The following is a 26,363-nucleotide window of genomic DNA, read 5'->3' on the forward strand; positions in this document are numbered from 1 at the left end:
GGCCCCGCCGGACGCGACGGAGCCCTCCACCTGTGTCAGCAGCAGCGGAAGCCCTCGCGGGGGTCCGCCTCCCGGGCGTCCGTGCGGGCGCGTTCGAAGGCGCGGCGGGTGAGGACCTCCGCGTCCGGGTCGTGGGAGCGGGCGTGGGCCACGTACCGGTCGTAGGCGGCCTCCCCGGAGAACTCCCGTACGTAGAACCGCGCCCTGGCCAGCACGCCGCGTACGCCGCTCACGCCACCGGCTCCTTGACCTGCCCGCCGCCCGCGTCGCGGTCCGCCGCGGCGGCGAGCTGGGCCCGCTCCTCGGCGGTGGCGATCAGGCCGGCCGGGGCGACGATCTTCGACTCGGTCCACGGGACCTCGGAGAGCGTCACCGATCCCGGGTCGCGGACGGCCCTGACGCAGGTCCGGAGCGCGTCCGCGAGGACCACGACGATCAGGGCCGCGAAGAGTGCGCACAGCACGCCGTCGACCGTGGCGTTGGTGACGATCGTGTGCATGTCGTCCATGTTCTTCGCCGGGGCCAGCACCTTGTCGGCGTCGATGCCCGCCTGGTACTTGTCGCGCTGGGCGAAGAAGCCGACCTTCACGTCCTCGGAGAACACCTTCTGGTAGCTGGCGGTGAGGGTCACCGTGGCGTCCCAGACCAGCGGTACGCCCGTCACCCAGGCCCACTTCAACCGCCCGGACTTGACCAGCAGCGTGGTGCAGACGGCCAGCGCGACCGCGGCGAGCAGCTGGTTGGCGATGCCGAAGAGGGGGAAGAGCTGGTTGATGCCGCCCAGCGGGTCCTTGATGCCGACCCAGAGGAAGTAGCCCCACGCGCCGACCACGATCGCGCTCGCGAACCACACTCCGGGCTTCCAGCTGACGTCCCTGAAGGACTTGTGGACGTTGCCGAGGGTGTCCTGGAGCATGAACCGGCCCACGCGGGTGCCCGCGTCGAGCGTCGTCAGGATGAAGAGGGCCTCGAACATGATCGCGAAGTGGTACCAAAAGGCCTTCATCCCGGCGCCGCCGAAGACGGAGGAGAAGATCTCCGACATTCCGAGTGCGAAGGTCGGTGCGCCGCCCGTCCGCGACAGCAGGCTGGCTTCCTCGACGTCCTTGGCGGCCTGGGTGAGCGCTTCGGGCGAGATGGCGAATCCGAAGTCCGTCACCGCCTGCGAGGCCGACTCGACGGTGGTGCCGATGATTCCGCCGGGGGAGTTGACCGCGAAGAACAGGCCCGGCTCGATGATGCAGGCCGTGATGATCGCCATGACCGCGACGAACGACTCGGTCAGCATGGCGCCGTAGCCGATCATGCGGACCTGGGTCTCCTTCTGGATCATCTTCGGCGTGGTGCCCGAGGAGACCAGGGCGTGGAAGCCCGAGAGGGCACCGCACGCGATGGTGATGAAGACGAACGGGAACATCGACCCGGCGAAGACCGGGCCGTCGCCGCGGGCCGCGAAGTCGGTGATCGAGGGCATCTTCAGCGTCGGCATCGCGATGACCACGCCGATCGCGAGGAGTGCGATGGTGCCGACCTTCATAAAGGTGGAGAGGTAGTCGCGGGGCGCGAGCAGCATCCACACCGGCAGCACCGAGGCCAGGAAGCCGTACACCACCATCCAGATGACGAGCGTCTCCTTCTCCAGGGTGAAGGTCCCGGCGAAGGAGGACTCGGCGACCCAGCCGCCCGCGACGATGGCGAGCAGCAGCAGGGCCACGCCGATGAGGGACACCTCGGTGACCCGGCCCGGCCGCAGGACACGCAGGTAGAAGCCCATGAAGACGGCGATCGGGATGGTCATGCCGATGGAGAAGACGCCCCAGGGCGAGTGCGCCAGGGCGTTGACGATGACCAGGGCCAGCACCGCCAGCAGGATGATCATGATGGCGAACACCGCGACGAGGGCGGCGGCCCCGCCCACGGGGCCGATCTCGTCCCGCGCCATCTGGCCGAGCGAACGGCCGTTGCGGCGGGTCGAGAAGAACAGCGTCACCATGTCCTGGACGGCACCGGCGAAGATCACGCCGGCGACGATCCAGATGGTCCCGGGCAGGTAGCCCATCTGCGCGGCGAGCACGGGACCGACGAGCGGGCCGGCGCCGGCGACGGCGGCGAAGTGGTGGCCGAAGAGCACCCGTCGGTCGGTGGGGTGGAAGTCGACACCGTTGTCGAGGCGTTCGGCCGGGGTGGCCCGGGTCGCGTCGACCTTCAGTACGCGGTGCGCGATGAAGCGGGCGTAGAAGCGGTAGGCGATGGCGTACGAGCCCAGCGCGGCGGCCAGCAGCCAGGCCGCGGAGACCTCCTCGCCGCGCGAGAGCGCCAGCACGCCCCAGCCGATGGCGCCGACGAGGGCCACGGCCACCCAGGCGGCGATGGCCTTGGGGGAGGAGGGCGAGCCCGCGGGTGCTCCCGGACTCGCCGTGCCCCGTTGTGCCCCTGTTGCTTCCGATCCAGGCATGATCTCTCGTCCCCTCGTCGATCATCTGCGTAAGCAGGCGGAATCTACGGGGGATCACCGGGTGAACGTAAGACCCCGTCCGCATTCCGATCGCACGATTCCGGTACGCGGGGCGGGGCCACGGGCGTCAGACGGCGGGGCGCTTGAGCCTGGCGACGAACTTGTAGCGGTCGCCGCGGTACACCGACCGCACCCACTCCACCGGTTCGCCGTTGGCGTCCAGGGAGTGCCGGGAGAGCATCAGCATCGGCAGCCCGACATCGGTGCCGAGCAGGCCGGCCTCGCGCGGAGTGGCCAGCGAGGTCTCGATCGTCTCCTCGGCCTCTGCCAGGTGGACGTCGTACACCTCTGCCAGGGCGGTGTAGAGGGAGGTGTACTTGGCCAGCGAGCGGCGCAGCGCGGGGAAGCGCTTGGCCGAGAGGTGGGTGGTCTCGATGGCCATCGGCTCGCCACTGGCCAGGCGCAGCCGCTCGATGCGCAGCACCCGCCCACCAGTGTTGATCTTGAGCAGTCCGGCGAGGGTGTCGTCCGCGGTCACGTAGCCGATGTCCAGGAGCTGAGAGGTCGGCTCCAGGCCTTGGGCCCGCATGTCCTCGGTGTAGGAGGTCAGTTGCAGGGCCTGGGAGACCTTCGGCTTGGCGACGAACGTGCCTTTGCCTTGGATCCGCTCCAGGCGTCCCTCTACGACCAGTTCCTGGAGGGCCTGCCGGACGGTGGTCCGGGACGTGTCGAACTCGGCCGCGAGCGTGCGCTCCGGCGGTACCGGCGTCCCGGGCGGCATGGTTTCGGTCATGTCGAGCAAGTGCCGCTTGAGTCGGTAGTACTTGGGTACCCGGGCCGTGCGCGTGGCTGCCCCGCCGTCCGGCTCCGTGAGTGCCCCTTCGGTGGCCATCGCCGCCCGCCTTCCCGACTCCAGTTTCGCTGCCGTCACCGGCTCCTCCGATATGTGCGGTCACATCGTGACACGTAAGGGGGGACAGGCCTTCTCTCCCCCCAGGTGTCGGTCCGATAACGGACCGGGCACCTGCTCATTAGACCCTTGACACCCCTAAAGGTCTAGGCCAAGCTCCAGCTACTGGTCTACACCAATATGGATCAGATCCCAGCCCCACGGCAGTACTTCGCGTATGTCACCGCGGCGGGCAAGGGAAGTGCAGGCAGGCATCCCTGAGGAGGGTGGCGTGAAGCGCAAGCTCATCGCGGCGGTTGGAGTCGCGGGCATGGTGATCGGCCTCGCGGCGTGCGGCAACGGGGACGACGACAAGGCCAAGGCCGACGCGGGTCCCAAGGAGATCACCGTCTGGGTCATGGACGGCTCCGCGCCGAAGGCCTGGATCGACGAGGTCAACAAGGAGTTCTCGGCCAAGCACCCCGGTGTCACGGTCAAGGTCGAGGAGCAGAAGTGGACCGGCATCCAGGAGAAGGTCACCACGGCCCTCTCCGAGAACAACCCTCCGGACGTTCTTGAGCTCGGCAACACCCAGACCGCCGGCTACGCGGTCACCGGCGGCCTCGCCGACCTGACGAAGGACAAGGCGGCGCTCGGCGCCGACGCCTGGCAGAAGAGCATGCTCGCCTCGGCCGAGGTGGACGGCAAGCTCTACTCCGCCCCCTGGTACGCCGCCAACCGCGTGGTCGTCTACGACAAGAAGGCCTTCGCCAAGGCCGGCGTCACCCCGCCCACCACCCGCGACGAGTGGATCGCCGGCCTGGAGAAGCTGAAGGCGGCCGACCCGGGCACCCAGCCCATCTACCTCCCCGGCCAGAGCTGGTACGTCCTCGCGGGTCTCATCTGGGACGAGGGCGGCGACCTCGCCGTGAAGGACGGCGACAAGTGGAAGGGCGGTCTGGGCACCCCGCAGGCCGGCGCCGCGATGGAGTTCTACAAGAAGCTCCAGTCCTACTCCACCGCTCCTAAGGACAAGGACGAGGCCAACCCGCAGCAGTCCACGGACATCGTCCCCAAGGGCGGCGTCGCTTCCTGGATCGGCCTCGGCTGGGAGGCCGGCGGTGCCGAGAAGGCCCTGAAGGAGGCGGGCAAGGAAGCCGACTTCGGCTACTTCCCGATCCCGGGCAAGACCGCCGACAAGACCAGCACCGTCTTCCTCGGCGGCTCGAACCTCGCGGTGGCCGAGCGCTCCAAGAACAAGGAGCTCGCCAAGGAGTGGCTGGCCCTCGCCGCCGGCAAGGACCAGATGACCAAGTACGCCGCCGAGACCAAGGGCGCACTGCTGCCGAACCAGGCCGCGGCCAACTTCACCCCCGCCGCCGGTTCCTTCGCCGAGGCCATGGGCAAGGCCGGCGTGAACGGCAAGATCACCCCGGTCACCGCGGGCTGGGCGAACGTCGAGACCGAGCCGAACCCCATCAAGGAGTTCATGACCAAGGTCCTGAAGGGTGAGGACGCGGCCAAGGCCGGCGCCGAGGCGGACGCGGAGATCGCGAAGCGCATCAACCAGTAGTCCGGCCCCGCAGTACCCGCACGACCCAGCAGTGTGAACGCACCGGGGGGTGCGGCAGGTGCCCGGACACCCGCCGCGCCCCCGGTCGCGCATTTGACTCCACAGTCAACCGCGAGGAAGCCAAGTCATGACCGTGCACTCCCAGGGAGCGGTGACCAGCGCTCCACAGGACGCACCACCGAAGTCCGCCGGACGGCCCCAGGCGCCGGCCCCAGTAACCGGCGCCGGCCCTGTGCCGTCCCGCGGAACCAGGAAGCCGCTCCCCTCGGGGTGGCTGCCCTACCTGCTGGTCGCGCCCGCGGTGCTCGCCCTCGCGACGCTCCTGCTGTACCCGCTGATCAAGAACGTGATCCTGTCCCTCCAGGACATCAACAAGGTCGAGTTCATCCAGCGGAAGTACCCCTTCGCGGGGCTCGACAACTACACCGAACTCCTCGGTGACTCCGCCTTCTGGACCGTCGTCGTCCGCAGCTTCGCCTTCACCCTGGCCAACGTCGCGCTGATCATGGTGCTGGGCAGCCTCATCGGCATCCTGCTGAACAAGCTGGGCAAGAAGATGCGCCTGCTGCTCTCGATGGCGCTGGTGATGGCCTGGGCCATGCCGATCGTCGCCTCGGTGCAGGTCTTCCGGTGGCTGTTCGACGAGCAGTTCGGCGTCATGAACTGGGTCATGCGCTCCGCCGGCTTCTCCGGCTACGAGCAGCACAACTGGATGGAGACCGGCCTCTCCACCATGGTGATCGTCACGATCCTGGTGGTCTGGGGCTCCATCCCCTTCGTGGCCCTCAACATGTACGCCGGCCTCACCACGGTCGGCGCCGAGCTGTACGAGGCCGCCCGGATGGACGGGGCCAACGGCTGGCAGACCTTCTGGAAGATCGTTTTCCCGAACCTCAAGCCCTTCTTCCTCATCACCACCTTCCTTGAGGTCATCTGGGTCTTCAAGGCCTTCACCCAGGTCTACGCGATCAACAAGGGCGGCCCGGACCGCGGCTCCGAGATCCTGCCGGTCTTCGCCTACGTCGAGGGCCAGAGCCAGTCCCACTACGGCCTCGCCGCCGCGATCTCCGTCCTGACGATCGTGATCCTCGTGATCGTCATGTCCTTCTACTTCCGCCTGATCCTGAAGCAGGAGGAGGAGCAGTGAGCACGACCACCGCCCCGAAGCCGGCGGCTCCCGAGCGGCCCGCACAGCAGCTCCGCACCCGCCGCCCGGTGCGCCCCGCGGCCGTGGCCAAGAACCTCGGCGCGCTCCTTCTCGCCCTGGGCTTCGTCTTCCCCGTGTACTGGATGTTCTCGTCGGCCCTCAAGCCGTCCGACCAGATGCTCACCAAGGACCCCGTCTTCGTCTTCACGCCGACGTTGGACAACTTCGGCAAGGCCACCGGGGTCGACAACTTCTGGACGTACGTCACCAACAGCGTCCTGGTCACCCTCGGCGCCGTGCTGCTGGCCCTGCTCGTCGCCCTGGCCGCGAGCTTCGCCATCGCCCGCATGAGGTTCAAGGGCCGCAAGGGCCTGGTCCTCACCGTGATGATGGCCCAGATGGCCCCCTGGGAGGTCATGGTCATCGCGATGTACATGATCGCCCGGGACGGCGAACTGCTGAACAGCCTCCCGCTGCTCACCGCCATCTACTTCGTGATGATCCTGCCCTTCACCATCTGGACCCTGCGGGGCTTCATCGCCGCCGTCCCGGTGACCCTGGAGGAGGCGGCCCAGATCGACGGATGCACCCGCGGCCAGGCCTTCCGCAAGGTGATCTTCCCGCTGCTGGCCCCCGGCCTGATGTCCACCTCGCTCTTCGGCTTCATCACCGCCTGGAACGAGTTCGCCATGGTCCTGATCCTCAACAAGGACAAGACCGCGCAGACCCTGCCGCTGTGGCTGACCGAGTTCATGTCCGCCTTCGGCAACGACTGGGGCGCCACCATGGCCGCCTCCTCGCTCTTCGCGGTCCCGGTCCTGCTGATCTTCATCTTCCTCCAGCGCAAGGCCGTCGGCGGCATGACCGCCGGCGCCGTGAAGGGATGACCCCGTCATGACTGTCCTTGCGCACCGCGCCACCGCCTCCGACGAGGTGACCCGCGACGCCCTCGCGGTCCTCCAGCCCGGCTTCGAGGGCACCGACGCCCCCGCCTGGCTGCTGCGCAGGATCGGCGAAGGCCTCACCTCGGTGGGCCTGTTCGGCCGCAACATCGCCTCGCCCGAGCAGCTCGCCGCGCTGACCGCGCAGCTGCGCGCCGAACGCGATGACGTCCTGGTGGCCATCGACGAGGAGGGCGGCGACGTCACCCGCCTGGAGGTCCGGGGCGGCTCGTCCTTCCCCGGCAACCTGGCCCTCGGCGCCGTCGACGACACCGGCCTGACCCGGGACGTCGCCCACGAGCTGGGCCGCCGCCTCGCCGAGTGCGGGGTCAACCTCAACTGGGCCCCCTCCGCCGACGTCAACTCCAACCCGGACAACCCGGTCATCGGCGTACGGTCCTTCGGCGCCGACACCCACCTCGCCGCCCGGCACACCGCCGCCTACGTCCAGGGCCTCCAGGCCGCCGGCGTCGCCGCCTGCACCAAGCACTTCCCCGGCCACGGCGACACCAACGTCGACTCCCACCACGCCCTGCCGCGCATCGACGTGGACCTCGACACCCTCGCCGCACGCGAACTCGTCCCGTTCCGGGCGGCCATCGAGGCCGGGACGAAGGCCGTGATGAGCGCGCACATCCTGGTGCCCGCCCTCGACCCGACCCGCCCGGCCACGCTCAGCCCGCAGATCCTGACCGGCCTGCTGCGCAAGGAGCTCGGCTACGAGGGCCTCATCGTCACCGACGGCATGGAGATGAACGCCATCGCCGGGACGTACGGGATCGAGCGCGGCTCGGTCCTGGCCATCGCTGCGGGTGCCGACGCCATCTGCGTCGGCGGCGGACTGGCCGACGAGGCCACCGTCCTGCGGCTGCGCGACGCGCTCGTCGCGGCCGTACGGGAGGGCGCGCTCCCCCAGGAGCGCCTCGCCGACGCCGCCGCCCGGGTCCGCGCGCTCGCCACATGGACCAGGGCGGCCGGGCCGGACGCGCGGCCGGAGGGGAGCCGCGCGTCCGGCATCGGCCTGACCGCCGCCCGCCGGGCCCTCACCGTCACCGGTTCGGCGGCCCCGCCGACCGGCCCGTACGTCGCGACCCTGACCCCGGTGGCGAACATCGCCGTCGGCGACGAGACCCCGTGGGGCCTGGCCGCCGAGCTGGCCGAGCTGCTGCCGGGCACCGCTTCCGACCTCTACCCGCAGGGAGCCACGGCCGGGGAGATCCTGACGGCGGCGGGGGAGCGCACCATCGTCGCGGTGGTCCGCGACGCGCACCGCCACCCGTGGATGACCAAGGTGCTGGACGCCCTGGTCGACGCCCGGCCGGACACGGTGGTGGTCGAGATGGGGCTGCCGCGCGCCGCACCGCGCGGGGCCCTGCACATCGCCACCCACGGTGCTGCGCGCGTGTGCGGTCGCGCCGCTGCCGAAGTCGTCGCGGGGGCCGTCACGGGGATGTGACGCGCCGCGGAACCGGAGCCGGGCACCTTGTCACAGGGGTGGTGCCCGGCTCCGCCGCGTACGCGGAAGGGCCGGGCCCCAGGGGCCCGGCCCTTCGCCCGCGCTCGGGGCCTACAGGCCCTGCCAGGACGGCTTGTTGGCGTAGGTGTGGCGGAAGTAGTCGGCCAGCTTCAGCTTCGAGGCGGCGGCCTCGTCCACGACCACGGTCGCGTGCCGGTGCAACTGCAGGGCGGACGCGGGGACGAGAGCCGACAGCGGGCCCTCGACGGTCTGCGCCACGGCCTCGGCCTTGCCCTCGCCGGTGGCCAGCAGCACCAGGTGGCGGGCGTCGAGGATGGTGCCGATGCCCTGGGTGATGACGTGGTGGGGGACCTGCTCCAGGTCGTCCTCGAAGAAGCGGGCGTTGTCCACGCGGGTCTGCTCGGTGAGCGTCTTGATGCGGGTGCGCGAGGCCAGGGACGAACAGGGCTCGTTGAAGCCGATGTGCCCGTCCGTGCCGATCCCCAGCAGCTGGAGGTCGACGCCGCCGGCCTCGGCCAGCGCCCGGTCGTAGGCCTCGCACGCGGCGACGAGGTCCTCGGCCGAACCGTCAGGGCCCATGAAGGAGCCCTCCGGCAGGCCGAGGGGCTCGACGACCTCGCGCAGGACGACGGCACGGTAGGACTCGGGATGCCCGGCCGGCAGGCCGACGTACTCGTCGAGCTGGCATATCCGGGCCCTGGAGGCATCGACCTCGCCGGCCGTGACCTTGCGAGTGAGGGCTTCGTAGACGGGCAGTGGGGTAGAGCCGGTCGCCACGCCGAGCAGGGCGTCGGGCTTGCGGCGCACCAGGGCCGCCATGGCCTCCGCGATGAGCTCGCCGCCTGCCTTGGCGTCCGGGACGATGACAACTTCCACGCGGGGCCTGCCGATCTGGAGTGACTGGTGTGGTATAGACCAATCTAGCAGAGGGAGCCGGGTGTGGCGGGGGTCCCGCCGCTTTCCATGGTGATGCCGATCCCGGCGCCCGGCCTCATGGCGGCCGAGGCGGACGGCCGGGAGTCCGGCGCCCCCCGGGGCATCCGGGCTCCCGGCCGGTTCCGGCGGTGTTCGCCGGTCAGATCAGTGCCAGTTGCAGGCCGCCGGTGGCGTCCAGGTGCTGCCCCGTGACCCAGCGTGAGTCGGGCGAGGCCAGGAAGGCCACCACGTCCGCGACCTCCTGTGCCGTACCCACCCGGTGGAAGACCGAGCGGCCGGCCAGGTGGGTCCGGGTCGCGGGATCGGAGAGCAGGGCCGCGTTCAGGTCCGTCTCGGTGATCCCCGGTCCCACCGAGTTCACGGTGATCCCCCGCGGGGCGAGCTCCGCGGCCAGGGAGCGCGTCATGGCGTTCGCGGCGCCCTTGGCCATGACCGTCGCGAGGATCGCCGGCAGGGCGAGGTCCGGGGTGCCGGTCACGTTCACGATCCGGCCGCCGTCCCGCAGTCGCGCGAGGCCGTGCTGGATCACGAAGAACGGAGCCTTGGCGTTCAGTGCGTGCGCCCTGTCGTACGTCTCCTCGTCGGTGTCCGCGATCCCGGCGAAGGCCGCCGCCCCCGCGTTGTTGACCAGGATGTCCACCGCCTCCGTGTGTGCGGGATGGGCCGCGTACGCCGCCCAGAGGGCCTCGGCGTCCCCCGGGACGCCGAGCTCGGCGCCGATCGCGAAGGCCTCCCCGCCGGCCTTCGCGATCGCCGCCACAGTCTCCTCGGCCGCCTCGGCATTGCGGCCGTAGTGCACGGCGACCAGCGCCCCGTCCCGCGCCAGCCGCTCCGCCACGGCCCGGCCGATCCCTCGGCTGCCGCCCGTGACCAGTGCCGTCTTGCCTTCGAGCACGCCCATGACGCGCCCCCTCCCATATCGCTAGCGGTCGTTACAGAAATGGACCGTATCAGATTTCCTAGCGGCCGCTATAGAATGTGCGGATGGTGACCGGACAGCGCGGCAGGCCCCGCTCCTTCGACCGTGACGCCGCCCTGGACAAGGCGATGACGGCCTTCTGGGAACGCGGCTACGAGGCGACCTCGATCTCCGACCTGACCGCCTCGATCGGGATCAGCGCGCCCAGCCTCTATGCGGCCTTCGGCGACAAGCGCGCGCTCTTCGACGAGGTCGTCGCGGTCTACGGGAGCCGGTACGGCGACTTCGCCGGCGTGGCGCTGGCCGAGGAGCCCACCGCCCGCGCCGCCGTGGAGCGCATCCTGCGGGAGGCGGCCGCGGTCTACACCGACCCGTCCCACCCGTCGGGCTGCATGGTGATCAGCGCGGCCGTCAACACCACCTCGGACGAGGTGGCCGCGGCGCTTCGCGAGCGGCGCAACGCCAACCTGGAGCTCTTCGAGAGCCGGATCCGCGCCGACGTGGCCACCGGAGTGCTGCCCGCGGACACGGATGCGCGGGCGCTGGCCCGGTACGCCGGAGCCGTGCTCCAGGGAATGTCCCAGCAGTCGCGCGACGGGGCGACCCGGGAGGAACTGGAAGCGGTGGCGGAGCGGGCCCTGCGGGCCTGGCCCTGACGGGCGCCCGGAATTCCTCTGGGCCACGGTGCAGGACGGGACCCTCAACCCGTCCGGCACCGTAGCCCGGAGTACTTACGGCCGTCAGGTGTGCGGTTCCCGGCGGCCGGTGAGAGGTGTCTGCGCGGTCAGGGCAGAGCGCGCGACTCCCTCGATCCGTCCTCCTGTGCGGGGAGGGCGGAGACTCTGAGTCAATTCTGGACTAGACCATTCTGTTCTGTCCATCCAATGACGGTAGCTCGAAACCCGTCACTTCCTCCAACAGTACGCGGCCCGTGCCCCTCCTGGATACTCCTGAGTACCGGCGTGGGGAAAGTCATCGTGCGTACCCGGGGTACGCTCGCACCGTGCCCTCCATGAACGACCTCGTACGCCAGCACACCGCTCTCGGAGAAACCGACCTGGAGTGGCTCCACCTGCTGGTCTCGGAGTGGCAGCTGCTCTCCGACCTGTCCTTCGCCGACCTCGTGCTGTGGGTGCCCACCCTCGACGGCACCCGGTACGTCTCGGTCGCACAGATGCGCCCGAACACCGGCCCGACCTCCTACCAGGACGACATGGTCGGCCACCTGGTGCCGCGAGGCCGCCGCCCACTGCTGGACGCCGCGCTCGACGAGGGCCGCATCGTGCGCGAGGGCGACCCGGAGTGGCGCGAGGAGGTGCCGGTCCGCGTCGAGTCGATCCCCGTCCGCCGCGAGGGCCGGGTACTCGGAGTGATCGCACGCAACACCAACCTGCTCACTGTGCGTACACCGAGCCGACTGGAGCTGACCTACCTCCAGTCCGCTTCGGACCTCGCGCAGATGATCGCGGCGGGCGCCTTCCCCTTCCCCGGCCAGCAGGTCGACATGGACGCCTCGCCGCGCGTCGGGGACGGCCTGATCCGGCTCGACGCCGACGGCGTGGTCACCTACGCCTCCCCGAACGCGCTCTCCGCCTACCACCGTCTCGGGCTCGCCTCCGACCTGGTCGGCCAGGACCTCGGCGCCACCACCGCCGAACTCGCCCCCTCCCGCGGCCCGGTCGACGAGGCACTGGTCAAGCTCGCCAGCGGTTGGGCCCCCCGCGAGACCGAGGTCGAGGGCAACGGCGGCGTCATCCAGCTGCGCGCCATCCCGCTCAAGCCGAAGGGGACCCGGATCGGCTCCCTGGTGCTCTGCCGTGACGTCACCGAACTGCGGCGTCGCGAGCGTGAACTGATCACGAAGGACGCGACCATCCGGGAGATCCACCACCGGGTGAAGAACAACCTCCAGACCGTGGCCGCGCTCCTGCGGCTCCAGGCCCGCCGGATGGATTCCCCCCAGGGCCGCGAGGCGCTCAACGAGGCGGTGCGCCGCGTCGGATCGATCGCGATCGTGCACGAGACGCTCTCTCAGAACCTCGACGAGCGCGTCGAGTTCGACGAGATCGCCGACCGCGTCATCGCGATGGTCTCGGAGATCTCCCCGGGCAAGGTCGACTGCCGGCGCACCGGCCGCTTCGGGATCCTGGACGCGGAGGTCGCCACCCCGCTGTCGATGGTGCTCACCGAGATCCTGCAGAACGCCCTGGAGCACGCCTTCCCCCAGGGCGAGCGGGGCACCGTGGAAGTGGCCGCCCTGCGCAGCGGAACCGGCCGCAAGGACGGGCGGCTGCTGATCACCGTGCTCGACGACGGCAACGGCCTGCCCGAGGGATTCGACCCCCAGCGGGCCGGCAATCTCGGACTGCAGATCGTACGGACCCTCGTGGAAGGGGAACTCGGCGGCACCTTCGACATGGTCCGGGCCGAGCCGCGTGGTACCAAGGTCGTCCTCGACCTGCCGTCCAGCCCGCAGAAGTAGCAGCCGGGCGGTTACTCGGTGTGACCGGTGGTCGGTGGGTCGCGCACACGGAGCGTAGTCCCGCAGCAGCACTGAGCCCCGGACCGAATGCTACGGTCCGGGGCTCAAGGGCGCGTTGCTGAGCGCTTCTTCGGTTGCTACGCGCTGCGCGTCGAGGCTCGAAAGTCGTTGGTCAGGCGCTGGCGTTGCGCGCCCGGTTGCGAGCGGCGCGGCGCTTCATGGCGCGGCGCTCGTCCTCGCTGAGACCGCCCCAGACGCCGGAGTCCTGACCGGACTCGAGCGCCCACTGCAGGCACTGCTCCATGACGGGGCAACGGCGGCAGACGGCCTTGGCTTCCTCGATCTGCAGCAGCGCAGGACCGGTGTTGCCGATGGGGAAGAAGAGTTCCGGGTCTTCCTCGCGGCAAACGGCGTTGTGACGCCAGTCCATGGCTGCTCCATCTCCTTGTATTGCGGGCAGGTTGCTTGTGAATGTGAACGCTTTCACGAATCCCCCCGTGAGGGGAAGTTCGACCGCCCGGTTTCACGCGGGTGATCAGTTCGAGATTCATGGAGGGGGTTCTGGCGGTCTGTGTGGGTGCCGGTTCCGCGGGCTGTCCCGATCGCCATGAAGAGATTCGCAAACCTCGGACGGGGATACAACCCCTTCCGGAAAGTTTTTTTTGATTCGTCGGTGTCTACTAGGTCACAGCCCTACATCGTGAGGGTGGACCGGCGTGTAAACGTTCGAGTGAAAGGCCTGCGGGCCCTTCTACTCACACAATCACACGCAGTGCACGGCGTACGCCTGTGAACCGAACGCTGGTGCGCAGCCCGAGGTGATCGCCGTCCATCTGGAACGGGAGCGGAACCTTCGAATGCAAGGTGAAGTCGGTCAGATCGTGCAGAGACACCGCATGCTTGCCGCGTGGACCCCGCTCAGGAGTGGAGGTCAGGAGCTGTGTCGCGTAGCGAGCGACGGCCGGGGTTGACAAACGGTTGAGTGCCAGTACGTCAAGCGCAGTATCGAACGACGCCTCCGGAGAGGCGTAAAGCGGACGATTCCCTAGAAACGTCCACGGTGAGGTGTTGCACACTATGGACAGCACCAGGTCCTTCACCGGGTCGGCTCCCGGGCGCTCCAGCGTGACCGTCCCGTGCCGGCGGTTCGGCTCCTCCCAGAACTGGCGCATCAGTTGTCGTACGTAGAGTGCGTGCGTCGAACGCTTGCCGCGCTCCCGCTGCTGCTCGACCCGCCCCACGACACCCGCGTCGAACCCGAAACCCGCGCAGAAGGTGAACCAACGCGCCGGCACCGACTCGTCCTGCGTACCGGGGGTCCCCGCCGCCAGCCCCAGGCCGACTGTCCGCTCCCGCTTCTCGCGCAAGGCGTCCAGCAGTGCGCCCGTCGCCTCGACCGCGTCGTTCGGCAGTCCCAGGGCGCGGGCGAACACGTTGGTGGAGCCGCCGGGGACCACCGCGAGCCGGGGCAGCCGGTCCGGATCGGGCCCGTTGTGCAGGAGCCCGTTCACCACCTCGTTGACCGTGCCGTCGCCCCCCAGGGCGACTACCAGGTCCAGCCCCTCGTGCGCGGCCTTGCGCCCCAGGTCCCGGGCGTGCCCGCGGTACTCGGTGGTGACCGCCTCCAGCTTCATCTCGCTGGCCAGGGCGTGGATCAGGACGTCGCGCGTGCGCGCACTGGTGGTCGTCGCTGCTGGGTTGGCCACGAGAAGTGCACGCATGAGCGCCAGACTACCCACCCCTTCGCGAGCCGACCCTACTGCCCGTCCCCTCCGGCCTCCGGACGGCGCCGCTACCCTGCATGGGTGAGTAAGAAGCAGCCCGCGAACGCCCCCGCCCCCACCGCCGAAGCGCCCGCCGCGCCGCCCCGCCGGTTGACGGCCGCGGCCGCGCTCACCGCCCTGGAGGGCCTGGCGCTCGCCTGCCTCGGCGTGTACATGCTGTTCGTCGGCATCGCCGGCGACCCCGACTCCCCGCAGCAGGCCGAGACAGGCGGCATCACCCTGCTCGCGCTCGCCGCGCTGCCGCTGGTCGCCGCCCGCGGGCTGCGCCTGGGCCGCCGCTGGAGCCGCGGCCCGGCACTGATCACCCAGCTGATGGCGCTGCCGGTGGCCTGGACGCTCTACACCACCGGCGGCGCCATGATCGCCGCCGCCGTGGCCCTCGCGGTGGCTGCGGCGGCCGTCGTCGTACTGCTCGTGAACCCGACGGCGACCGAGGCCCTCGGCATCGGGGGGCCGTCTCCCTCCTGAGCCCGGCTCATTCCTCCACGAGGAGCTTCTCGCGGAGCTGGGCCAGGGTGCGGGCCAGGAGCCGGGAGACGTGCATCTGGGAGATGCCGACCTCCTGCGCGATCTGCGACTGCGTCATGTTGCCGAAGAACCGCAGCAGCAGGATCCGCTTCTCACGCGGAGGCAGCCCCTCCAGCAGCGGTTTCAGGGACTCGCGGTATTCGACGCCCTCCAGGGCCTCGTCCTCCGCGCCCAGGGTGTCCGCGACCGCCGGCGACTCGTCGTCGGTGTCCGGGACGTCCAGGGAGAGCGTGCTGTAGGCATTGGCCGATTCCAGACCCTCCAGCACCTCCTCCTCGGAGATGCCCAGCCGCTCGGCCAGCTCGTGCACCGTCGGGGAGCGCCCGTGCTGCTGGGACAGCTCGGCCGTGGCCGTCGTCAGCGACAGCCGCAGTTCCTGCAGACGCCGGGGCACCCGAACCGCCCAGCCCTTGTCCCGGAAGTGGCGCTTGATCTCGCCGACCACCGTGGGCGTGGCATACGTGGAGAACTCGACCCCGCGGTCCGGGTCGAACCGGTCCACCGACTTGATCAGGCCGATCGTCGCGACCTGGGTCAGGTCGTCGAGCGGCTCCCCGCGGTTGCGGAAGCGCCGCGCCAGGTGCTCGACCAGGGGCAGGTGCATCCGTACGAGCCGGTTGCGCAGCTCCGCCTTCTCCGGCGAGCCGTCGGGCAGCGCCCGCAGCTCGACGAAGAGGGCCCGCGCGCTGCTGCGGTCGCGCGGATCGGGCAGCGCCGCAGGCGCCGAAGACACCGGGAACCCCGCCGCCGGGGCCGGCGAAGCGGCCTCCGGTGGCTGTGCCGGCTGTGATTGGTCGTGCTGGTTCTCGCTCATAGGGCCCGCCCGTCGCTCCGCCGAGTCCAAAAAGCCGTCTTCCGCATCCGCGTCAGCCGGGTGCGGCCGGGCGTGCTGCTGCTCCGGGATGCCGCCGTCGACCTCGTGCCGTACCCGGGGCCGATCCCCGCCCCGCACCGGGATCTCCCCGCTGCTCACGCCGGGCCTGGCCCCGCGCCGCGTTGTTTGTACAGGCTGATGCTCACCGTCTGGTTCTCCTCGACCGTGGCCTCGACCTTGCCGGCCAGTGCCGACAGGACCGTCCAGGCGAACGTGTCGCGCTCCGGCGCGCGTCCGTCCGTGGTCGGCGCCGAGACCGTCACCTCCAGCGAATCGTCGATCAGCCGGAAGACGCAACTGAGGACGGAGCCCGGCACGGCCTGCTGGAGCAGGATCGCGCAGGCTTCGTCCACCGCGATGCGGAGGTCCTCGATCTCGTCGAGGGTGAAGTCCAAACGTGCTGCGAGACCGGCCGTGGCCGTCCGCAGCACCGACAGGTAGGCACCCGCAGCGGGCAGCCGGACTTCCACGAAGTCCTGAGTCCCGGGCTCGCCTGCGATCTGGGACACCCTCACCTCCAAGGTGGTACGAGCTCTTTTCGCCGGTGACGCTACCGCGATCCGGGCGATCGTGTCGCGGCACCCCTCGTCACGCCCGCCGTGAGGCTCCCGCCCTGCAGTCAGTGACCGATGGTAAGCCCATGGGCACACACAGTGGCTAGAGGTCTGCGGGGGGCAAATCGGGGGAACCGGCGGAGGGTTGAACTACCCCGCCTCAGACGATCGAACCGTCCACGAAGCACCACCGCCAGGTCTCGCCCGGCTCGAAGCTCCGCATGACGGGATGGCCGGTCTCGCCGTGGTGCGCCGTCGCGTGCCGGAACGGCGAGGAATCGCAGCACGCCACGTGGCCGCACCCCAGGCACATCCGCAGCTGCACCGGGTGGCTGCCGACGGCCAGACATTCGGCACAGGTCTGTGCAGACGGGACCGGCTCGGGGCGCGGCAGTTCGGCAACGTGGGTGCACTCGCTCATGATGGCCAGCGTACGGCCAGGGTGCGGGCGCGCGACGACGGAGGATTGATCTTCGATGGAGGTATTGCAGCTGGTGGCCCTCGTCGCGGGCAGTGCGGCCGTGGCGGGACTCGCCCGGCGCACGCCGGTGCCCGCGCCGCTCCTGCTGGTCGCCGCCGGGTTGGCCGCCTCGTACGTCCCGGGCGTGCCGGACTACACGCTCGACCCGCACATCGTCCTGCCACTGCTGCTCCCGCCGCTGCTGTACACGGCCGCGGTGGACAGCTCGTACCTGGACCTGCGCGCCAACATCAGGCCGATCGCGATGCTGTCGGTCGGCTACGTGCTCTTCGCGACGCTCGTCGTCGGGTACGCCGCGTACCTGGTGGTGCCCGGGCTGTCCCTGCCGGTGGCGCTGGTGCTGGGCGCGGTGGTCGCGCCGCCCGACGCGGTCGCCGCCACCGCGATCGCCCGCAGGCTGGGGCTGCCGAACCGGCTGACGACCATCCTTCAGGGTGAGTCCCTCGTCAACGACGCCACCGCGATCACCGTCTACAAGGTGGCGCTGGCGGCGGCGGTCGGGATGAGCGCGGGCTGGGCGGGCGGCATCGCGGAGTTCCTGGTGGCCTCGGTGGGCGGGATCGGTGTCGGCCTGCTGCTCATGGTGCCGATCCACCAGCTGCGCAAACGGATGAAGGAGCCCCTGCTCCAGAACACCCTCTCGCTGCTGATCCCCTTCGTGGCGTACGCGGCGGCCGAGCGGGTGCACGCCTCCGGAGTGCTGGCCGTGGTGGTGGTCGCCCTGTACCTCGGGCACCGCAACTGGCAGGTCGACTTCGCCACCCGGCTCCAGGAGGAGGCGGTGTGGAAGATGGTCGCCTTCATCCTGGAGTCGGTCGTCTTCGCGCTGATCGGCCTGCAGTTGGCGGTGGTCCTCACGGGGCTGGGCGAGTACCGGGGCATGGAGGCGGCCTGGTACGCGATCGCCGTCTTCCTCGTGGTGGTGGTGGCCCGCTTCGTATGGGTGTTCCCGGCGACCTTCGTGCCGCGTGCGTTGTCGCAGCGGATCCGGGACCGGGAGCCGGACACCGACTGGAAGTCCCCGGTCATCGTGGGCTGGGCCGGGATGCGGGGCGTGGTCTCGCTGGCCATCGCCTTCTCCGTGCCGATCTCGGTGCAGAACCGGAACCTGATCCTCTTCCTGACCTTTACCACGGTCATCGGCACGCTGGTGGTGCAGGGGCTGACGCTGCCGCCGCTGATCAGGGTGCTGAAGCTGCCGCCGAGGGACGTGCAGGCCGAGACGCTGGCGGAGGCGCAGGCGCAGAGCCAGGCCTCGCGGGCGGCGGAGGAGCGGCTGGCGGAGTTGCTGGAGGAGCCGGAGAACTCCACGCTGCCGCCGCCGCTGGCGGACCGGCTGCGGACGGTGCTGGAGAGGCGGCGCAACGCCGTGTGGGAACGGCTGGGGGAGGTCAATCCGCTGACGGGGGAGTCCGCGGACGACATCTACCGCCGGCTCGCGGGGGAGATGATCGAGGCCGAGCGGGAGGTCTTCGTCGCACTGCGGGACGACCGGCGGATCGACGACGAGATGCTGCGGGTGCTGCTGCGCAGGCTGGACCTGGAGGAGGCGGCGGCGTACCGCGAGTCGACGTAGCCCCTGCCCCTGCGGGGAGCTCGGCGGGGCGGGCGGCGGTGGTGCCGGCCCCTGGGGGGCCTGGGCTACGGCCGGCCCGTGATGACGGCGGTGACCGACGTACCGGGCGGGAAGGCGCCCGCCTCGGTCAGGGCGGTCACGGCCCACAGGAGTTTGGCCACGTAGATGCGTTCCACCGGGAAGCCCTGGCGGGAGCCGAAGTCGGCGGCGAAGGACTCCAGGGCGGCCGGGACGCGGGCGTAGCCGCCGTGGTGGAAGTCCTCCGCCAAGGACCAGTCGCCGACCGGGCCGCCGTACGCCTCCGTCTGGAGGGAACGTATCTCCCCCGACAGGAAGCCGCCCGCCAGGACGGGAACGCCCAGCGCCCGCTGCCCCGGGGCCAGCCCCGCGGCCAGCCCCGCCAGGGTGCCGCCGGTGCCGCAGGCCACCGCCACCACGTCGGTCACGCCGTGGAGCTCGCGGCCCAGCTCCGCGCAGCCGGAGAGGGCGAGGGCGTTGCTGCCGCCTTCCGGGACGACGTACGCCCCGCTCGCGCCCGCCTCGTCCAGCAGCAGGGCCCGTGCCTGCGGGTCGGCCTTGGTGCGGTAGCGCGAACGGGAGACGAAGTGCAGGCGCATGCCATCCGCCGCGCACCGGGCGAGGGATGCGTTCAGGGGCCGTCCGGCCAGCTCGTCCCCGCGCACGATGCCGACCGTCCCGAGGCCCGTCAGCCGCCCGGCGGCAGCGGTGGCCCGCAGGTGGTTGGAGTACGCCCCGCCGAAGGTGACGAGCCGGTCGTGCCCCGCCTCCAGGGCGGCGCGCAGGTTGGGCGCGAGCTTGCGCCACTTGTTGCCCGGCAGTTCGGGATGCACCAGGTCGTCCCGCTTGAGCAGCAGCCGCACCCCGTGCCGCTCGAACCGTTCGTCACGGATCTCCTGCAACGGGGACGGCGGGCGGGGCTGCAAGAGCACGTCAAGGTTCGCGGGGCGGTTCACCCGTCCATTGTGGGGCGCTCGCCCCCGTCCTCGCCGTCGCACGTCAGAGCCCCGCCCAGAGGGTTCGGGTCGTGTGGGCAGGGCCGAAGCCGGCGCGCTGGACTGCCTTGCTCTGGTTCGCCCAGCGGGCCGGGGTCTACGCGTCGCGGCTGACCGGGCGTGATCGGTGTTCGACACCTACGTCGACAGCTTCAATGCGGCGTGGGAGACAGCCCGTCCCGTGGAGGAGTGACCTGATGGCCCGGACCGAGTACTACGACGATCCCCACGCTCCCGCGCCCAACAGCATGGTCGTGGCAGCCTCCGCCGTCGTCACGGACGACGGGGGTCGCATCCTGCTGCAACGGCGCCGCGACAACGGTCTGTGGGCCCTCCCCGGCGGCGGGATGGACCTCTCGGAATCCCTCCCCGGGATCGGCCGTCCGCGAGGTCAAGGAGGAGACGGGGCTCGACGTGGAGATCACGGGACTGGTCGGCACCTACACGGACCCGAAGCACATCATCGAGTACGGCGACGGGGAGGTCCGCCGCCAGTTCAACGTCTGCTTCACGGCCCGCATGGTCGGGGGCACGCTGGCGATCTCGGACGAGAGCACGGAACTCCACTTCGTGGAGCCGGCCGGGCTGGAATCGCTGCCCATGCACCACACCCAGCGCCTGCGCCTGCGCCACTTCCTGGAGCACCGGGCCGCGCCCTACCTCGGGTGACGAAGTGGCGGCGGGCCGCCACTTCGCCGCGGGCGGCTACTTCAGGCGTTCGGCGATGCGGTCCCGGAGGGAGTTCATCGTGAAGCCGCGGGGGTCCACCTTGCCCGGTTGCCATTCGCGGTGGCCGATGACCGAGCGGGCCGTCCAGCGGTGGACCCGGCACACGGCCGCCGCCGCGCGGGCGATGGCGTCGATCTGGGCCGGGGGCCAGGGGTCCTCGCCGTCTCCGAGGTTCACGCACTCGAAGCCGTAGAAGTGGCGGTTGCCGTCGGTGGTGGCCTCGTTGTCCGGGGGGAGCCGCCGTTCGGCGATCACCGCGGCCAGGACGTCGGGGTCGCCCAGGCCGGCGTGGTTGGCGCGGCCGTAGCCGACCAGGTGGACACGGCCGTCCTTGCCGATCACGCCGTGGCAGAGCGGCCCCGGGAGGGCGCTGTAGCCGTTGCGGCAGAGTTGGACGGAGTACGCGGTGCCGCGGGTGACGGTGTGGTGGATCATCACCCCGTGCAGCGGGCCCCAGGGCCCCTTGTGGTTGCGGTTGTGCGTGCGCCAGGCGCCGACCTCGACGACGGTCAGGCCTTCGTTCCTCAGTGCGTTGATGAACCGGTCCGCGGACATGGGTGCGGCCATGGCCGCCTCCCTTCGTGCGGTGCGCGACGGACACCCCGTGTGTCCGAATCGTCACGCTCCGGTTTAGTGGAGGCGGCCCTTCCGCGGCTACTGTTCTCGTACGGTGAGCGAGCGAATCCGGACAGTCGTCACGCGGAGGCGAGCCACAGGTCCGGGCCGAACACCTCGTAGTGGATGTCGGCGGCCGACACGCCCTTGGCGATCAGCTGCTCGCGGACCGACCGCATGAACGGGAGCGGCCCGCACAGGTAGGCGCTGGTGCCCGGGGCGACGTGCAGGTCCGAGAGGTTCATGAGGCCCTCGCCGTCGCCGGGCTCCGCCGCCTCCTCGTACCAGAAGCGGGCCGAGGCGTCGGCCAGCTTGTGGGTCAGGGCCCGGTGGTCGGCCCGCAGCGGGTGGTCCGCGGGGGAGCGGTCGGCGTGCAGCACCGTCACCGGTGCGGTGTGCCCGGTCTCGGCCAGGTGCTCCAGCATCGCGAGCATCGGTGTGCAGCCGATGCCCGCCGAGGCGAGCAGGATCGGGTTCGCACGGTCCGTCAGCACCAGGTCGCCGAACGGCGCGGAGACCCGCAGCGCGTGGCCGGTGCGGACGTGGGTGTGCAGGTGGTTGGAGACCTCGCCGTCGGGGCCCCCGGCGGCCGGGCCGTGGACCCGCTTGACGGTGATGGTGCGGACGTCGGAGCCGGGCGCGCCGGAGAGGCTGTACTGGCGGATCTGACGGGCTCCGTCGGGGAGTTCGACCTGGACGGAGACGTACTGGCCGGGCAGGTGCGCGGGTGCGGGGGCGTCGTCGGCGGGGGTGATCCGGAAGGTGGCGCAGTCGGCCGTCTCCTCGGTGCGGCCGGTGACGGTCCACTCCCGCCACACGTCGCCGGCGGCGATCCGGTGCCCGGCGTAGAGGCGGTTCTCGATGGCCACGAGGGCGTTCGCCATCAGCCAGTAGACCTCGTCCCAGGCCTGGGCGACCTCGGGCGTGACGGCCTCGCCGAGGGTCTCGGCGATCGCCTCGAAGAGGTGCTGGTGGACGACCGCGTACTGCTCTCGGGTGACGCCGAGGCTGGCGTGCTTGTGTGCGATGCGGGTGAGCATCACGTCGGGCCGGGTGTCCGGGTGCTCGACGAGGTGGGTGGCGAAGGCGGCGATGGAGCCGGCGAGTGCCTGCTTCTGGAGGCCCGCGTTCTGGTTGCCCCGGTTGAAGAGGTCGCGGAGCAGCTCCGGGTGGGCCGTGAAGAGCTTCGCGTAGAAGAGCTCCGTTATGTCGCCGATGGCCGCTCCGACGGCGGGCAGGGTGGCTCGGACGGTCGCGGTCGACTTCGCGGACAGCATGGGGAACTCCTTGCGTGGTGGAACTGGTTCATTAATTGGCATCTTAGATGCGTATTTTTGATCGCAGAGGCCCGCGCCGGTGCGGACTTCTGTTCGAACTCCCGTCGGGGTGAGGCTATGGCGTCCGGAGGGCGGCGGTAACCGGCCAACCGGCCCCGACGGTCAGGGCCCTTCGGCCCCCGAGGGTGCCCTGCTCGCGATGCCCAGGAGGAGCGGACCGGTCGGGGCTGCCACCAGGTCGTTCACCGTCAGGGGGTCCAGTTCGGCGAAGAACGCCTCCTGTGCCCGGCGCAGCGCGCCGCGCAGCACGCAGGCGCCGCGCAGCGGGCAGGGGGTGGTGCCGTCGCAGTCGACGACATCGCCGGCGCCCTCCAGCTCACGCACCACCGCGCCCACCGAGGCGGCCCGTCCGGCGCCGGTCAGGGCGAGCCCCCCGCCGCGGCCGCGCCGCGCCTCGACCAGGCCGAGGTGTTGCAGCCTGGCGACCACCTTGGCGGTATGGGTGTAGGGGACCTCCATCGTCGCCGCCACGTCGCGGGTGGTCGGGAGGTCCGTCTCCTCGACGGCCAGGCGCATCAGGGTGCGCAGCGCCAGGTCGGTGAATCGGGTCAGCCGCATGGGGTCACCGTAGAAAATTCGCATCCCAGATACAAATTAAAGTGCGGAGGAGTCCCGTCTTGGCCGAAACCGATGGGCCGCGAAGGCCTCCCGCGATGCGAGGGCGGGGAGTTCGATCCGAGACAGTGCCCCGCCTCCCGGTCGAGTAGTCCCACCCTTTTGTGTAATGGTCCCACCACGTTGCGTGCTGAAAGGCTGCCCCTGCAGACCCATGGAGTGATCGAAAGGGAAAGACATGTCGGTCCAGGCAGGTTCCGAGTCCGAAGCCCAGACACCGCAGCGCAGTCTGGGGACGGCGGCCGCGCGGAACTTGGCAACCACGACCAAGTCCGCGCCGCAGATGCAGGAGATCACTTCGCGGTGGCTGCTGAAGGCGCTGCCGTGGGTGTCGGTGCAGGGCGGCACCTACCGGGTGAACCGGCGGCTGAGCTACTCGGTCGGCAACGGCGTCGTGGAGTTCGTCAAGACCGGGACCCAGGTCCAGGTGATCCCGGCCGAGCTCGGCGAACTCCCGCTGCTGCGCGACTACGAGGACCTCGATGTGCTGGGTGAACTCGCCCAGCGGTGCCGACAGATCGACTTCGAGGTCGGTCAGGAGCTGACTTCCTTCGGCAGCCCGTCCGACGAGGTCTTCCTCCTCGCGCACGGCCGCATCGACCAGATCGGTCCGGGCCCCTACGGGGACGACGCCGTCCTGCGGACCGTCGCCGACGGCGCCTACTTCGGCGAGGACTCCCTCGTCGATGAAGAATCGATTTGGGAGTACACCGCCCGCGCCGCCACCCCCGGCACCGCCCTCGCCCTGTCCCGGCAGGACTTCCAACTGCTGGCCGACCGGGTCCCCTCGCTGCGCGAGCACCTGGACCGCGTGCGCTCGGCGCCCGCCCAGCGCACCAACAAGTACGGCGAGGCGGAGATCGACCTCTCGGCCGGCCACCAGGGCGAGGCCGTCCTCCCCGGTACCTTCGTGGACTACGAGGCCCGCCCGCGCGAGTACGAACTCTCCATCGCGCAGACCGTCCTGCGCGTGCACTCGCGCGTCGCCGACCTCTACAACCACCCGATGAACCAGACCGAGCAGCAGTTGCGGCTGACGGTCGAGGCGCTGCGCGAGCGCCAGGAGCACGAGATGCTCAACAACCGCGACTTCGGCCTGCTCCACAACGCCGACTACGACCAGCGCATCCAGCCGCACGACGGCGGCCCCAGCCCCGACGACATGGACCAGCTGCTCAGCATGCGGCGCGGCTCCAAGCTCTTCCTCGCGCACCCCAAGGCCATCGCCGCCTTCGGCCGCGAGTGCAACAAGCGCGGGATCTACCCGGAGACGGTGGACGTCGACGGCACCCGGGTGACCACCTGGCGCGGTGTGCCCATCTTCCCGAGCAACAAGATCCCGATCAGCGACGCCCGCACCACCTCCATCCTGTGCATGCGCACCGGCGAGGAGGAGCAGGGCGTGATCGGCCTGCACCAGCCGGGCCTCCCGGACGAGATCGAGCCGAGCCTGTCGGTCCGCTTCATGGGCATCAGCGAGCAGGCGATCATCTCGTACCTGGTCACCGCGTACTTCTCCGCCGCGGTGCTGGTGCCGGACGCGCTCGGCGTGCTGGAGAACGTCGAGATCGGCCGCTGGCGCTGAGCGGGATGAGCGCGATCGTGACCGGCGAGGGTCAGGAGGCCGCGGCCCTGCTGGAGCGGACGAGGGAGGCAGTCGACCCGGAACTGCGCCGCAGCGTCGAGAGCCTGCCCGGCGGGATGCGGCGCGTGGCCATGTACCACTTCGGCTGGGAGCAGGCGGACGGAACCCCGGCCGAGGGCAGTCCCGGCAAGGCGATCCGCCCGGCCCTGGTGCTCGCCGCGGCCCAGGCCCTGCAGGGGTTGGGCGGCGCCGGACCGGTCGACCACGCCGTGCGGGCCGCGGTGGCGGTGGAGCTGGCGCACAACTTCACGCTGCTGCACGACGACGTCATCGACAAGGACGTCCGCCGCCGCGGCCGGGCCACCGCCTGGACGGTCTTCGGCACGCCGGACGCGATCATCACGGGCGACGCCATGATGGCGCTCGCCCAGCGGCTGCTCGCCGACGATCCGCACCCCGCCGCCGCGGCGGCCTCGTCCCGACTCTCGGCCTGCCTCATCGAGCTGTGCGCCGGCCAGCAGGCCGACTGCGCCTTCGAGCAGCGCCGGGACGTCTCGCTCGACGAGTGCCTGACCATGGCGGCGGCCAAGACCGGGGCGCTGCTGGGCTGCGCGTGCGCGCTGGGTGCGCTGTACGCGGGGGCCGGAGCGGAGGAGGTCGACGCCATGGACGCCTTCGGCCGGGAGGCGGGCCTGGCCTTCCAGCTCATCGACGACCTGATCGGCATCTGGGGGGACCCGGGGCACACCGGCAAGTCCGCAGGGGCCGACCTGGTGGCCCGCAAGAAGTCCCTGCCGGTCGTGGCCGCCCTCACCTCGGGCACCGCGGCGGGCCGGCAGCTCGCCGACCTGTACGCGGGTCCCATGACCGGGGACGACGTGCGCAGGGCGGCCGACGCGGTGGAACGGGCCGGCGGGCGGGACTGGGCCCAGGCCCAGGCCGCCGACCGGATGGGGCGCGCGGTCCAGCAGCTGTCCCGGGCCGTGCCGGACCTCGGGGCGGCGGGCGGGCTGCTGTCGCTGGCGGAATTCGTGACGCGCCGTACGAGGTGATCGCCCGCGGACGACGGGGGGAGGCCCGTTCCCGCACCGCACGGTGCCGGAACGGGCCTTACCGCATGGCGGCGCCAACTCTAGTATCGCTGACGGTTGTTGACGCGTGAGCGAAGGGTGTGGCCAGTGGCGCTGGAGATACGTCAGGCGGATCGGTCGGACCGGGACGCGGTGGCGAGGCTGCTCGACGAGGCCTTCCGCGCCGACCCGGTGAGCAGCTGGGTCTTCCCGGACCCGGAGCACCGGGCCGCCGTGCACGGGAGGTTCCTGGGCGTCTTCGTGGACGTCGCGCTGGACGAGGGTCGGATCGACTATGCGGTGGACGGCTCGGCAGCGGCACTGTGGCTGCGGATCCCCGCGGGTGAGCCGGAGGGCGAGGACGAGGTCCCGGCGCGGATGCGGGCCGTAGCCGACCCCGACAACGAGCGGTGCGAGCTGGTGGGGCGGCTGACCGGCGCGGTGCATCCGACGTCCGAGGAGCACGAGTACCTGCTGATGATCGCGGTCGCCCCGGGGCGTCAGGGGGAGGGGTTGGGCACCGAGCTGATGAGGCCGGTGCTGGAGCGCTGTGACCGCGAGGGCGTGCCGGCGTACCTGGAGGCGAGCAGTGAGCGGAGCAGGGGTCTCTACGAGCGACTCGGCTGGGAGTTCACCGGCGAGGCGGTGCGACTGCCCGACGGGCCGCTGATGTGGCCGATGTGGCGCAAGCCCAGGGGCTGACGGCCCGGAGGCGGTGGCGGACCCGGAGGTGGTGGCGGATCCGAAGGCGGCGGGAGCTTGCGTAACCACTTCGCCCGCAGT

At 70.8% G+C, this 26,363-nt stretch carries 25 protein-coding genes and 1 pseudogene; 12 read left to right on the plus strand and 14 right to left on the minus strand.

All coding sequences use genetic code 11. From position 1 onward, the window contains the following. Positions 1-35 precede the first annotated feature (35 nt). The 3 genes from R4Z63_RS21990 to R4Z63_RS22000 all read right to left on the minus strand — a co-directional run bounded on the left by R4Z63_RS21990 (position 36) and on the right by R4Z63_RS22000 (position 3,347). Positions 36-233, minus strand: a complete 198-nt coding sequence (locus R4Z63_RS21990) for a CstA-like transporter-associated (seleno)protein (protein ID WP_384452007.1) — start codon at positions 231-233, stop codon at positions 36-38. Further along, positions 230-2,455 carry a carbon starvation CstA family protein gene (locus R4Z63_RS21995; RefSeq protein ID WP_384452010.1) on the minus strand — a complete coding sequence of 742 codons (2,226 nt, stop codon included), beginning with the start codon at positions 2,453-2,455 and terminating at the stop codon, positions 230-232. The genes R4Z63_RS21990 and R4Z63_RS21995 overlap by 4 nt, the downstream gene beginning before the upstream one ends. A 127-nt stretch (positions 2,456-2,582) precedes the next feature. Beyond that, positions 2,583-3,347, minus strand: coding sequence for a GntR family transcriptional regulator (locus R4Z63_RS22000; RefSeq protein WP_384452071.1), 765 nt, complete (start codon positions 3,345-3,347; stop codon positions 2,583-2,585). A 289-nt stretch (positions 3,348-3,636) separates the two neighbouring features. Between R4Z63_RS22000 and R4Z63_RS22005 the strand changes: the two genes are divergently transcribed. From R4Z63_RS22005 to R4Z63_RS22020, 4 genes are all read left to right on the plus strand, one after another. Continuing rightward, positions 3,637-4,917 carry an extracellular solute-binding protein gene (locus R4Z63_RS22005; protein ID WP_384452013.1) on the plus strand — a complete coding sequence of 427 codons (1,281 nt, stop codon included), beginning with the start codon at positions 3,637-3,639 and terminating at the stop codon, positions 4,915-4,917. Between the two features lie 127 nt (positions 4,918-5,044). Then, positions 5,045-6,064, plus strand: coding sequence for a carbohydrate ABC transporter permease (locus tag R4Z63_RS22010; RefSeq protein WP_384452016.1), 1,020 nt, complete (start codon positions 5,045-5,047; stop codon positions 6,062-6,064). Positions 6,065-6,132: 68 nt separating this feature from the next. After that, entirely contained in the window at positions 6,133-6,951 is an 819-nt protein-coding gene (locus R4Z63_RS22015; RefSeq protein WP_384452074.1) for a carbohydrate ABC transporter permease, read from the plus strand. 7 nt (positions 6,952-6,958) lie between these two features. Further along, positions 6,959-8,461: a glycoside hydrolase family 3 protein gene (locus tag R4Z63_RS22020; protein ID WP_384452019.1), complete on the plus strand. Its 1,503-nt coding sequence runs from the start codon at positions 6,959-6,961 to the stop codon at positions 8,459-8,461. Between the two features lie 111 nt (positions 8,462-8,572). Here the strand turns inward: R4Z63_RS22020 and nagB are convergent, their stop codons facing one another. After that, a complete protein-coding gene (gene nagB, locus R4Z63_RS22025) occupies positions 8,573-9,358 on the minus strand; it encodes a glucosamine-6-phosphate deaminase (protein WP_037919683.1) in 786 nt (261 codons plus the stop codon). A gap of 199 nt (positions 9,359-9,557) precedes the next feature. Next, positions 9,558-10,319: an SDR family oxidoreductase gene (locus tag R4Z63_RS22030; protein WP_386505053.1), complete on the minus strand. Its 762-nt coding sequence runs from the start codon at positions 10,317-10,319 to the stop codon at positions 9,558-9,560. A gap of 83 nt (positions 10,320-10,402) precedes the next feature. Between R4Z63_RS22030 and R4Z63_RS22035 the strand changes: the two genes are divergently transcribed. Beyond that, positions 10,403-10,993 (plus strand): TetR/AcrR family transcriptional regulator, encoded by a 591-nt coding sequence (locus R4Z63_RS22035; protein WP_384452028.1) that lies wholly within the window; start codon positions 10,403-10,405, stop codon positions 10,991-10,993. A gap of 356 nt (positions 10,994-11,349) precedes the next feature. Further along, positions 11,350-12,819 carry a sensor histidine kinase gene (locus tag R4Z63_RS22040; RefSeq protein WP_037920025.1) on the plus strand — a complete coding sequence of 490 codons (1,470 nt, stop codon included), beginning with the start codon at positions 11,350-11,352 and terminating at the stop codon, positions 12,817-12,819. Between the two features lie 172 nt (positions 12,820-12,991). Here R4Z63_RS22040 and R4Z63_RS22045 read toward each other — a convergent pair whose 3' ends face one another. Together R4Z63_RS22045 and R4Z63_RS22050 are read right to left on the minus strand one after the other, a co-directional pair. Then, positions 12,992-13,249, minus strand: coding sequence for a WhiB family transcriptional regulator (locus R4Z63_RS22045; protein WP_003953983.1), 258 nt, complete (start codon positions 13,247-13,249; stop codon positions 12,992-12,994). Positions 13,250-13,574: 325 nt separating this feature from the next. Then, positions 13,575-14,540, minus strand: a complete 966-nt coding sequence (locus tag R4Z63_RS22050) for a diacylglycerol/lipid kinase family protein (RefSeq protein ID WP_037919687.1) — start codon at positions 14,538-14,540, stop codon at positions 13,575-13,577. A gap of 84 nt (positions 14,541-14,624) precedes the next feature. On the opposite strand from R4Z63_RS22050, the gene R4Z63_RS22055 reads away from it, so the two are divergent. Further along, positions 14,625-15,071: a hypothetical protein gene (locus R4Z63_RS22055; RefSeq protein WP_037919689.1), complete on the plus strand. Its 447-nt coding sequence runs from the start codon at positions 14,625-14,627 to the stop codon at positions 15,069-15,071. 7 nt (positions 15,072-15,078) lie between these two features. On the opposite strand, the gene R4Z63_RS22060 is transcribed toward R4Z63_RS22055, so the two are convergent. The 3 genes from R4Z63_RS22060 to R4Z63_RS22070 form a co-directional block, all read right to left on the minus strand. Next, positions 15,079-16,089 (minus strand): RNA polymerase sigma factor SigF, encoded by a 1,011-nt coding sequence (locus R4Z63_RS22060; protein ID WP_384452078.1) that lies wholly within the window; start codon positions 16,087-16,089, stop codon positions 15,079-15,081. Between the two features lie 11 nt (positions 16,090-16,100). Continuing rightward, complete coding sequence (locus R4Z63_RS22065; protein ID WP_030963468.1) at positions 16,101-16,514, minus strand: ATP-binding protein; 414 nt, start codon at positions 16,512-16,514, stop codon at positions 16,101-16,103. 205 nt (positions 16,515-16,719) lie between these two features. Then, a complete protein-coding gene (locus tag R4Z63_RS22070) occupies positions 16,720-16,980 on the minus strand; it encodes a UBP-type zinc finger domain-containing protein (protein WP_030963467.1) in 261 nt (86 codons plus the stop codon). Between the two features lie 55 nt (positions 16,981-17,035). On the opposite strand from R4Z63_RS22070, the gene R4Z63_RS22075 reads away from it, so the two are divergent. After that, the gene (locus R4Z63_RS22075) at positions 17,036-18,616 is read left to right on the plus strand and encodes a Na+/H+ antiporter (protein ID WP_037919694.1); all 1,581 of its coding nucleotides are present in this window, start codon (positions 17,036-17,038) and stop codon (positions 18,614-18,616) included. 65 nt (positions 18,617-18,681) lie between these two features. Here R4Z63_RS22075 and R4Z63_RS22080 read toward each other — a convergent pair whose 3' ends face one another. Further along, positions 18,682-19,590, minus strand: a complete 909-nt coding sequence (locus R4Z63_RS22080) for a 1-aminocyclopropane-1-carboxylate deaminase/D-cysteine desulfhydrase (protein WP_384452034.1) — start codon at positions 19,588-19,590, stop codon at positions 18,682-18,684. A gap of 236 nt (positions 19,591-19,826) precedes the next feature. On the opposite strand from R4Z63_RS22080, the pseudogene R4Z63_RS22085 reads away from it, so the two are divergent. Beyond that, positions 19,827-20,298, plus strand: a pseudogene (locus R4Z63_RS22085) (NUDIX domain-containing protein). A gap of 36 nt (positions 20,299-20,334) precedes the next feature. Here the strand turns inward: R4Z63_RS22085 and R4Z63_RS22090 are convergent. The 3 genes from R4Z63_RS22090 to R4Z63_RS22100 form a co-directional block, all read right to left on the minus strand. Next, on the minus strand, positions 20,335-20,925 hold the full coding sequence (locus tag R4Z63_RS22090; protein WP_172671290.1) for an N-acetylmuramoyl-L-alanine amidase: 591 nt from the start codon (positions 20,923-20,925) through the stop codon (positions 20,335-20,337). Positions 20,926-21,053: 128 nt separating this feature from the next. Beyond that, positions 21,054-22,250: a globin domain-containing protein gene (locus R4Z63_RS22095; RefSeq protein ID WP_384452040.1), complete on the minus strand. Its 1,197-nt coding sequence runs from the start codon at positions 22,248-22,250 to the stop codon at positions 21,054-21,056. A gap of 162 nt (positions 22,251-22,412) precedes the next feature. Then, positions 22,413-22,868 (minus strand): RrF2 family transcriptional regulator, encoded by a 456-nt coding sequence (locus R4Z63_RS22100; RefSeq protein WP_037919714.1) that lies wholly within the window; start codon positions 22,866-22,868, stop codon positions 22,413-22,415. A gap of 235 nt (positions 22,869-23,103) precedes the next feature. Here R4Z63_RS22100 and R4Z63_RS22105 point away from each other — a divergent pair, with 235 nt between their 5' ends. The 3 genes from R4Z63_RS22105 to R4Z63_RS22115 all read left to right on the plus strand — a co-directional run bounded on the left by R4Z63_RS22105 (position 23,104) and on the right by R4Z63_RS22115 (position 26,282). Continuing rightward, positions 23,104-24,510: a family 2B encapsulin nanocompartment shell protein gene (locus tag R4Z63_RS22105; RefSeq protein WP_037919715.1), complete on the plus strand. Its 1,407-nt coding sequence runs from the start codon at positions 23,104-23,106 to the stop codon at positions 24,508-24,510. Between the two features lie 5 nt (positions 24,511-24,515). After that, positions 24,516-25,562 carry a family 2 encapsulin nanocompartment cargo protein polyprenyl transferase gene (locus tag R4Z63_RS22110; RefSeq protein ID WP_384452045.1) on the plus strand — a complete coding sequence of 349 codons (1,047 nt, stop codon included), beginning with the start codon at positions 24,516-24,518 and terminating at the stop codon, positions 25,560-25,562. A gap of 126 nt (positions 25,563-25,688) precedes the next feature. After that, the gene (locus R4Z63_RS22115) at positions 25,689-26,282 is read left to right on the plus strand and encodes a GNAT family N-acetyltransferase (protein WP_384452048.1); all 594 of its coding nucleotides are present in this window, start codon (positions 25,689-25,691) and stop codon (positions 26,280-26,282) included. The last annotated feature ends 81 nt before the right edge of the window (positions 26,283-26,363 follow it).

It is taken from the genome of Streptomyces sp. PL-29, assembly GCF_058344425.1.

What these genes read in the sequence shown, in the direction of transcription:
- R4Z63_RS21995 (WP_384452010.1), bottom strand. Translation starts at nt 2,455, where the DNA reads ATGCCTGGATCGGAAGCAACAGGGGCACAACGGGGCACGGCGAGTCCG.
- R4Z63_RS22000 (WP_384452071.1), bottom strand. Translation starts at nt 3,347, where the DNA reads ATGGCCACCGAAGGGGCACTCACGGAGCCGGACGGCGGGGCAGCCACG.
- R4Z63_RS22010 (WP_384452016.1), top strand. Translation starts at nt 5,045, where the DNA reads ATGACCGTGCACTCCCAGGGAGCGGTGACCAGCGCTCCACAGGACGCA.
- R4Z63_RS22020 (WP_384452019.1), top strand. Translation starts at nt 6,959, where the DNA reads ATGACTGTCCTTGCGCACCGCGCCACCGCCTCCGACGAGGTGACCCGC.
- R4Z63_RS22030 (WP_386505053.1), bottom strand. Translation starts at nt 10,319, where the DNA reads ATGGGCGTGCTCGAAGGCAAGACGGCACTGGTCACGGGCGGCAGCCGA.
- R4Z63_RS22035 (WP_384452028.1), top strand. Translation starts at nt 10,403, where the DNA reads ATGGTGACCGGACAGCGCGGCAGGCCCCGCTCCTTCGACCGTGACGCC.
- R4Z63_RS22040 (WP_037920025.1), top strand. Translation starts at nt 11,350, where the DNA reads ATGAACGACCTCGTACGCCAGCACACCGCTCTCGGAGAAACCGACCTG.
- R4Z63_RS22045 (WP_003953983.1), bottom strand. Translation starts at nt 13,249, where the DNA reads ATGGACTGGCGTCACAACGCCGTTTGCCGCGAGGAAGACCCGGAACTC.
- R4Z63_RS22050 (WP_037919687.1), bottom strand. Translation starts at nt 14,540, where the DNA reads ATGCGTGCACTTCTCGTGGCCAACCCAGCAGCGACGACCACCAGTGCG.
- R4Z63_RS22070 (WP_030963467.1), bottom strand. Translation starts at nt 16,980, where the DNA reads ATGAGCGAGTGCACCCACGTTGCCGAACTGCCGCGCCCCGAGCCGGTC.
- R4Z63_RS22075 (WP_037919694.1), top strand. Translation starts at nt 17,036, where the DNA reads ATGGAGGTATTGCAGCTGGTGGCCCTCGTCGCGGGCAGTGCGGCCGTG.
- R4Z63_RS22090 (WP_172671290.1), bottom strand. Translation starts at nt 20,925, where the DNA reads ATGGCCGCACCCATGTCCGCGGACCGGTTCATCAACGCACTGAGGAAC.
- R4Z63_RS22095 (WP_384452040.1), bottom strand. Translation starts at nt 22,250, where the DNA reads ATGCTGTCCGCGAAGTCGACCGCGACCGTCCGAGCCACCCTGCCCGCC.
- R4Z63_RS22100 (WP_037919714.1), bottom strand. Translation starts at nt 22,868, where the DNA reads ATGCGGCTGACCCGATTCACCGACCTGGCGCTGCGCACCCTGATGCGC.
- R4Z63_RS22105 (WP_037919715.1), top strand. Translation starts at nt 23,104, where the DNA reads ATGTCGGTCCAGGCAGGTTCCGAGTCCGAAGCCCAGACACCGCAGCGC.
- R4Z63_RS22110 (WP_384452045.1), top strand. Translation starts at nt 24,516, where the DNA reads ATGAGCGCGATCGTGACCGGCGAGGGTCAGGAGGCCGCGGCCCTGCTG.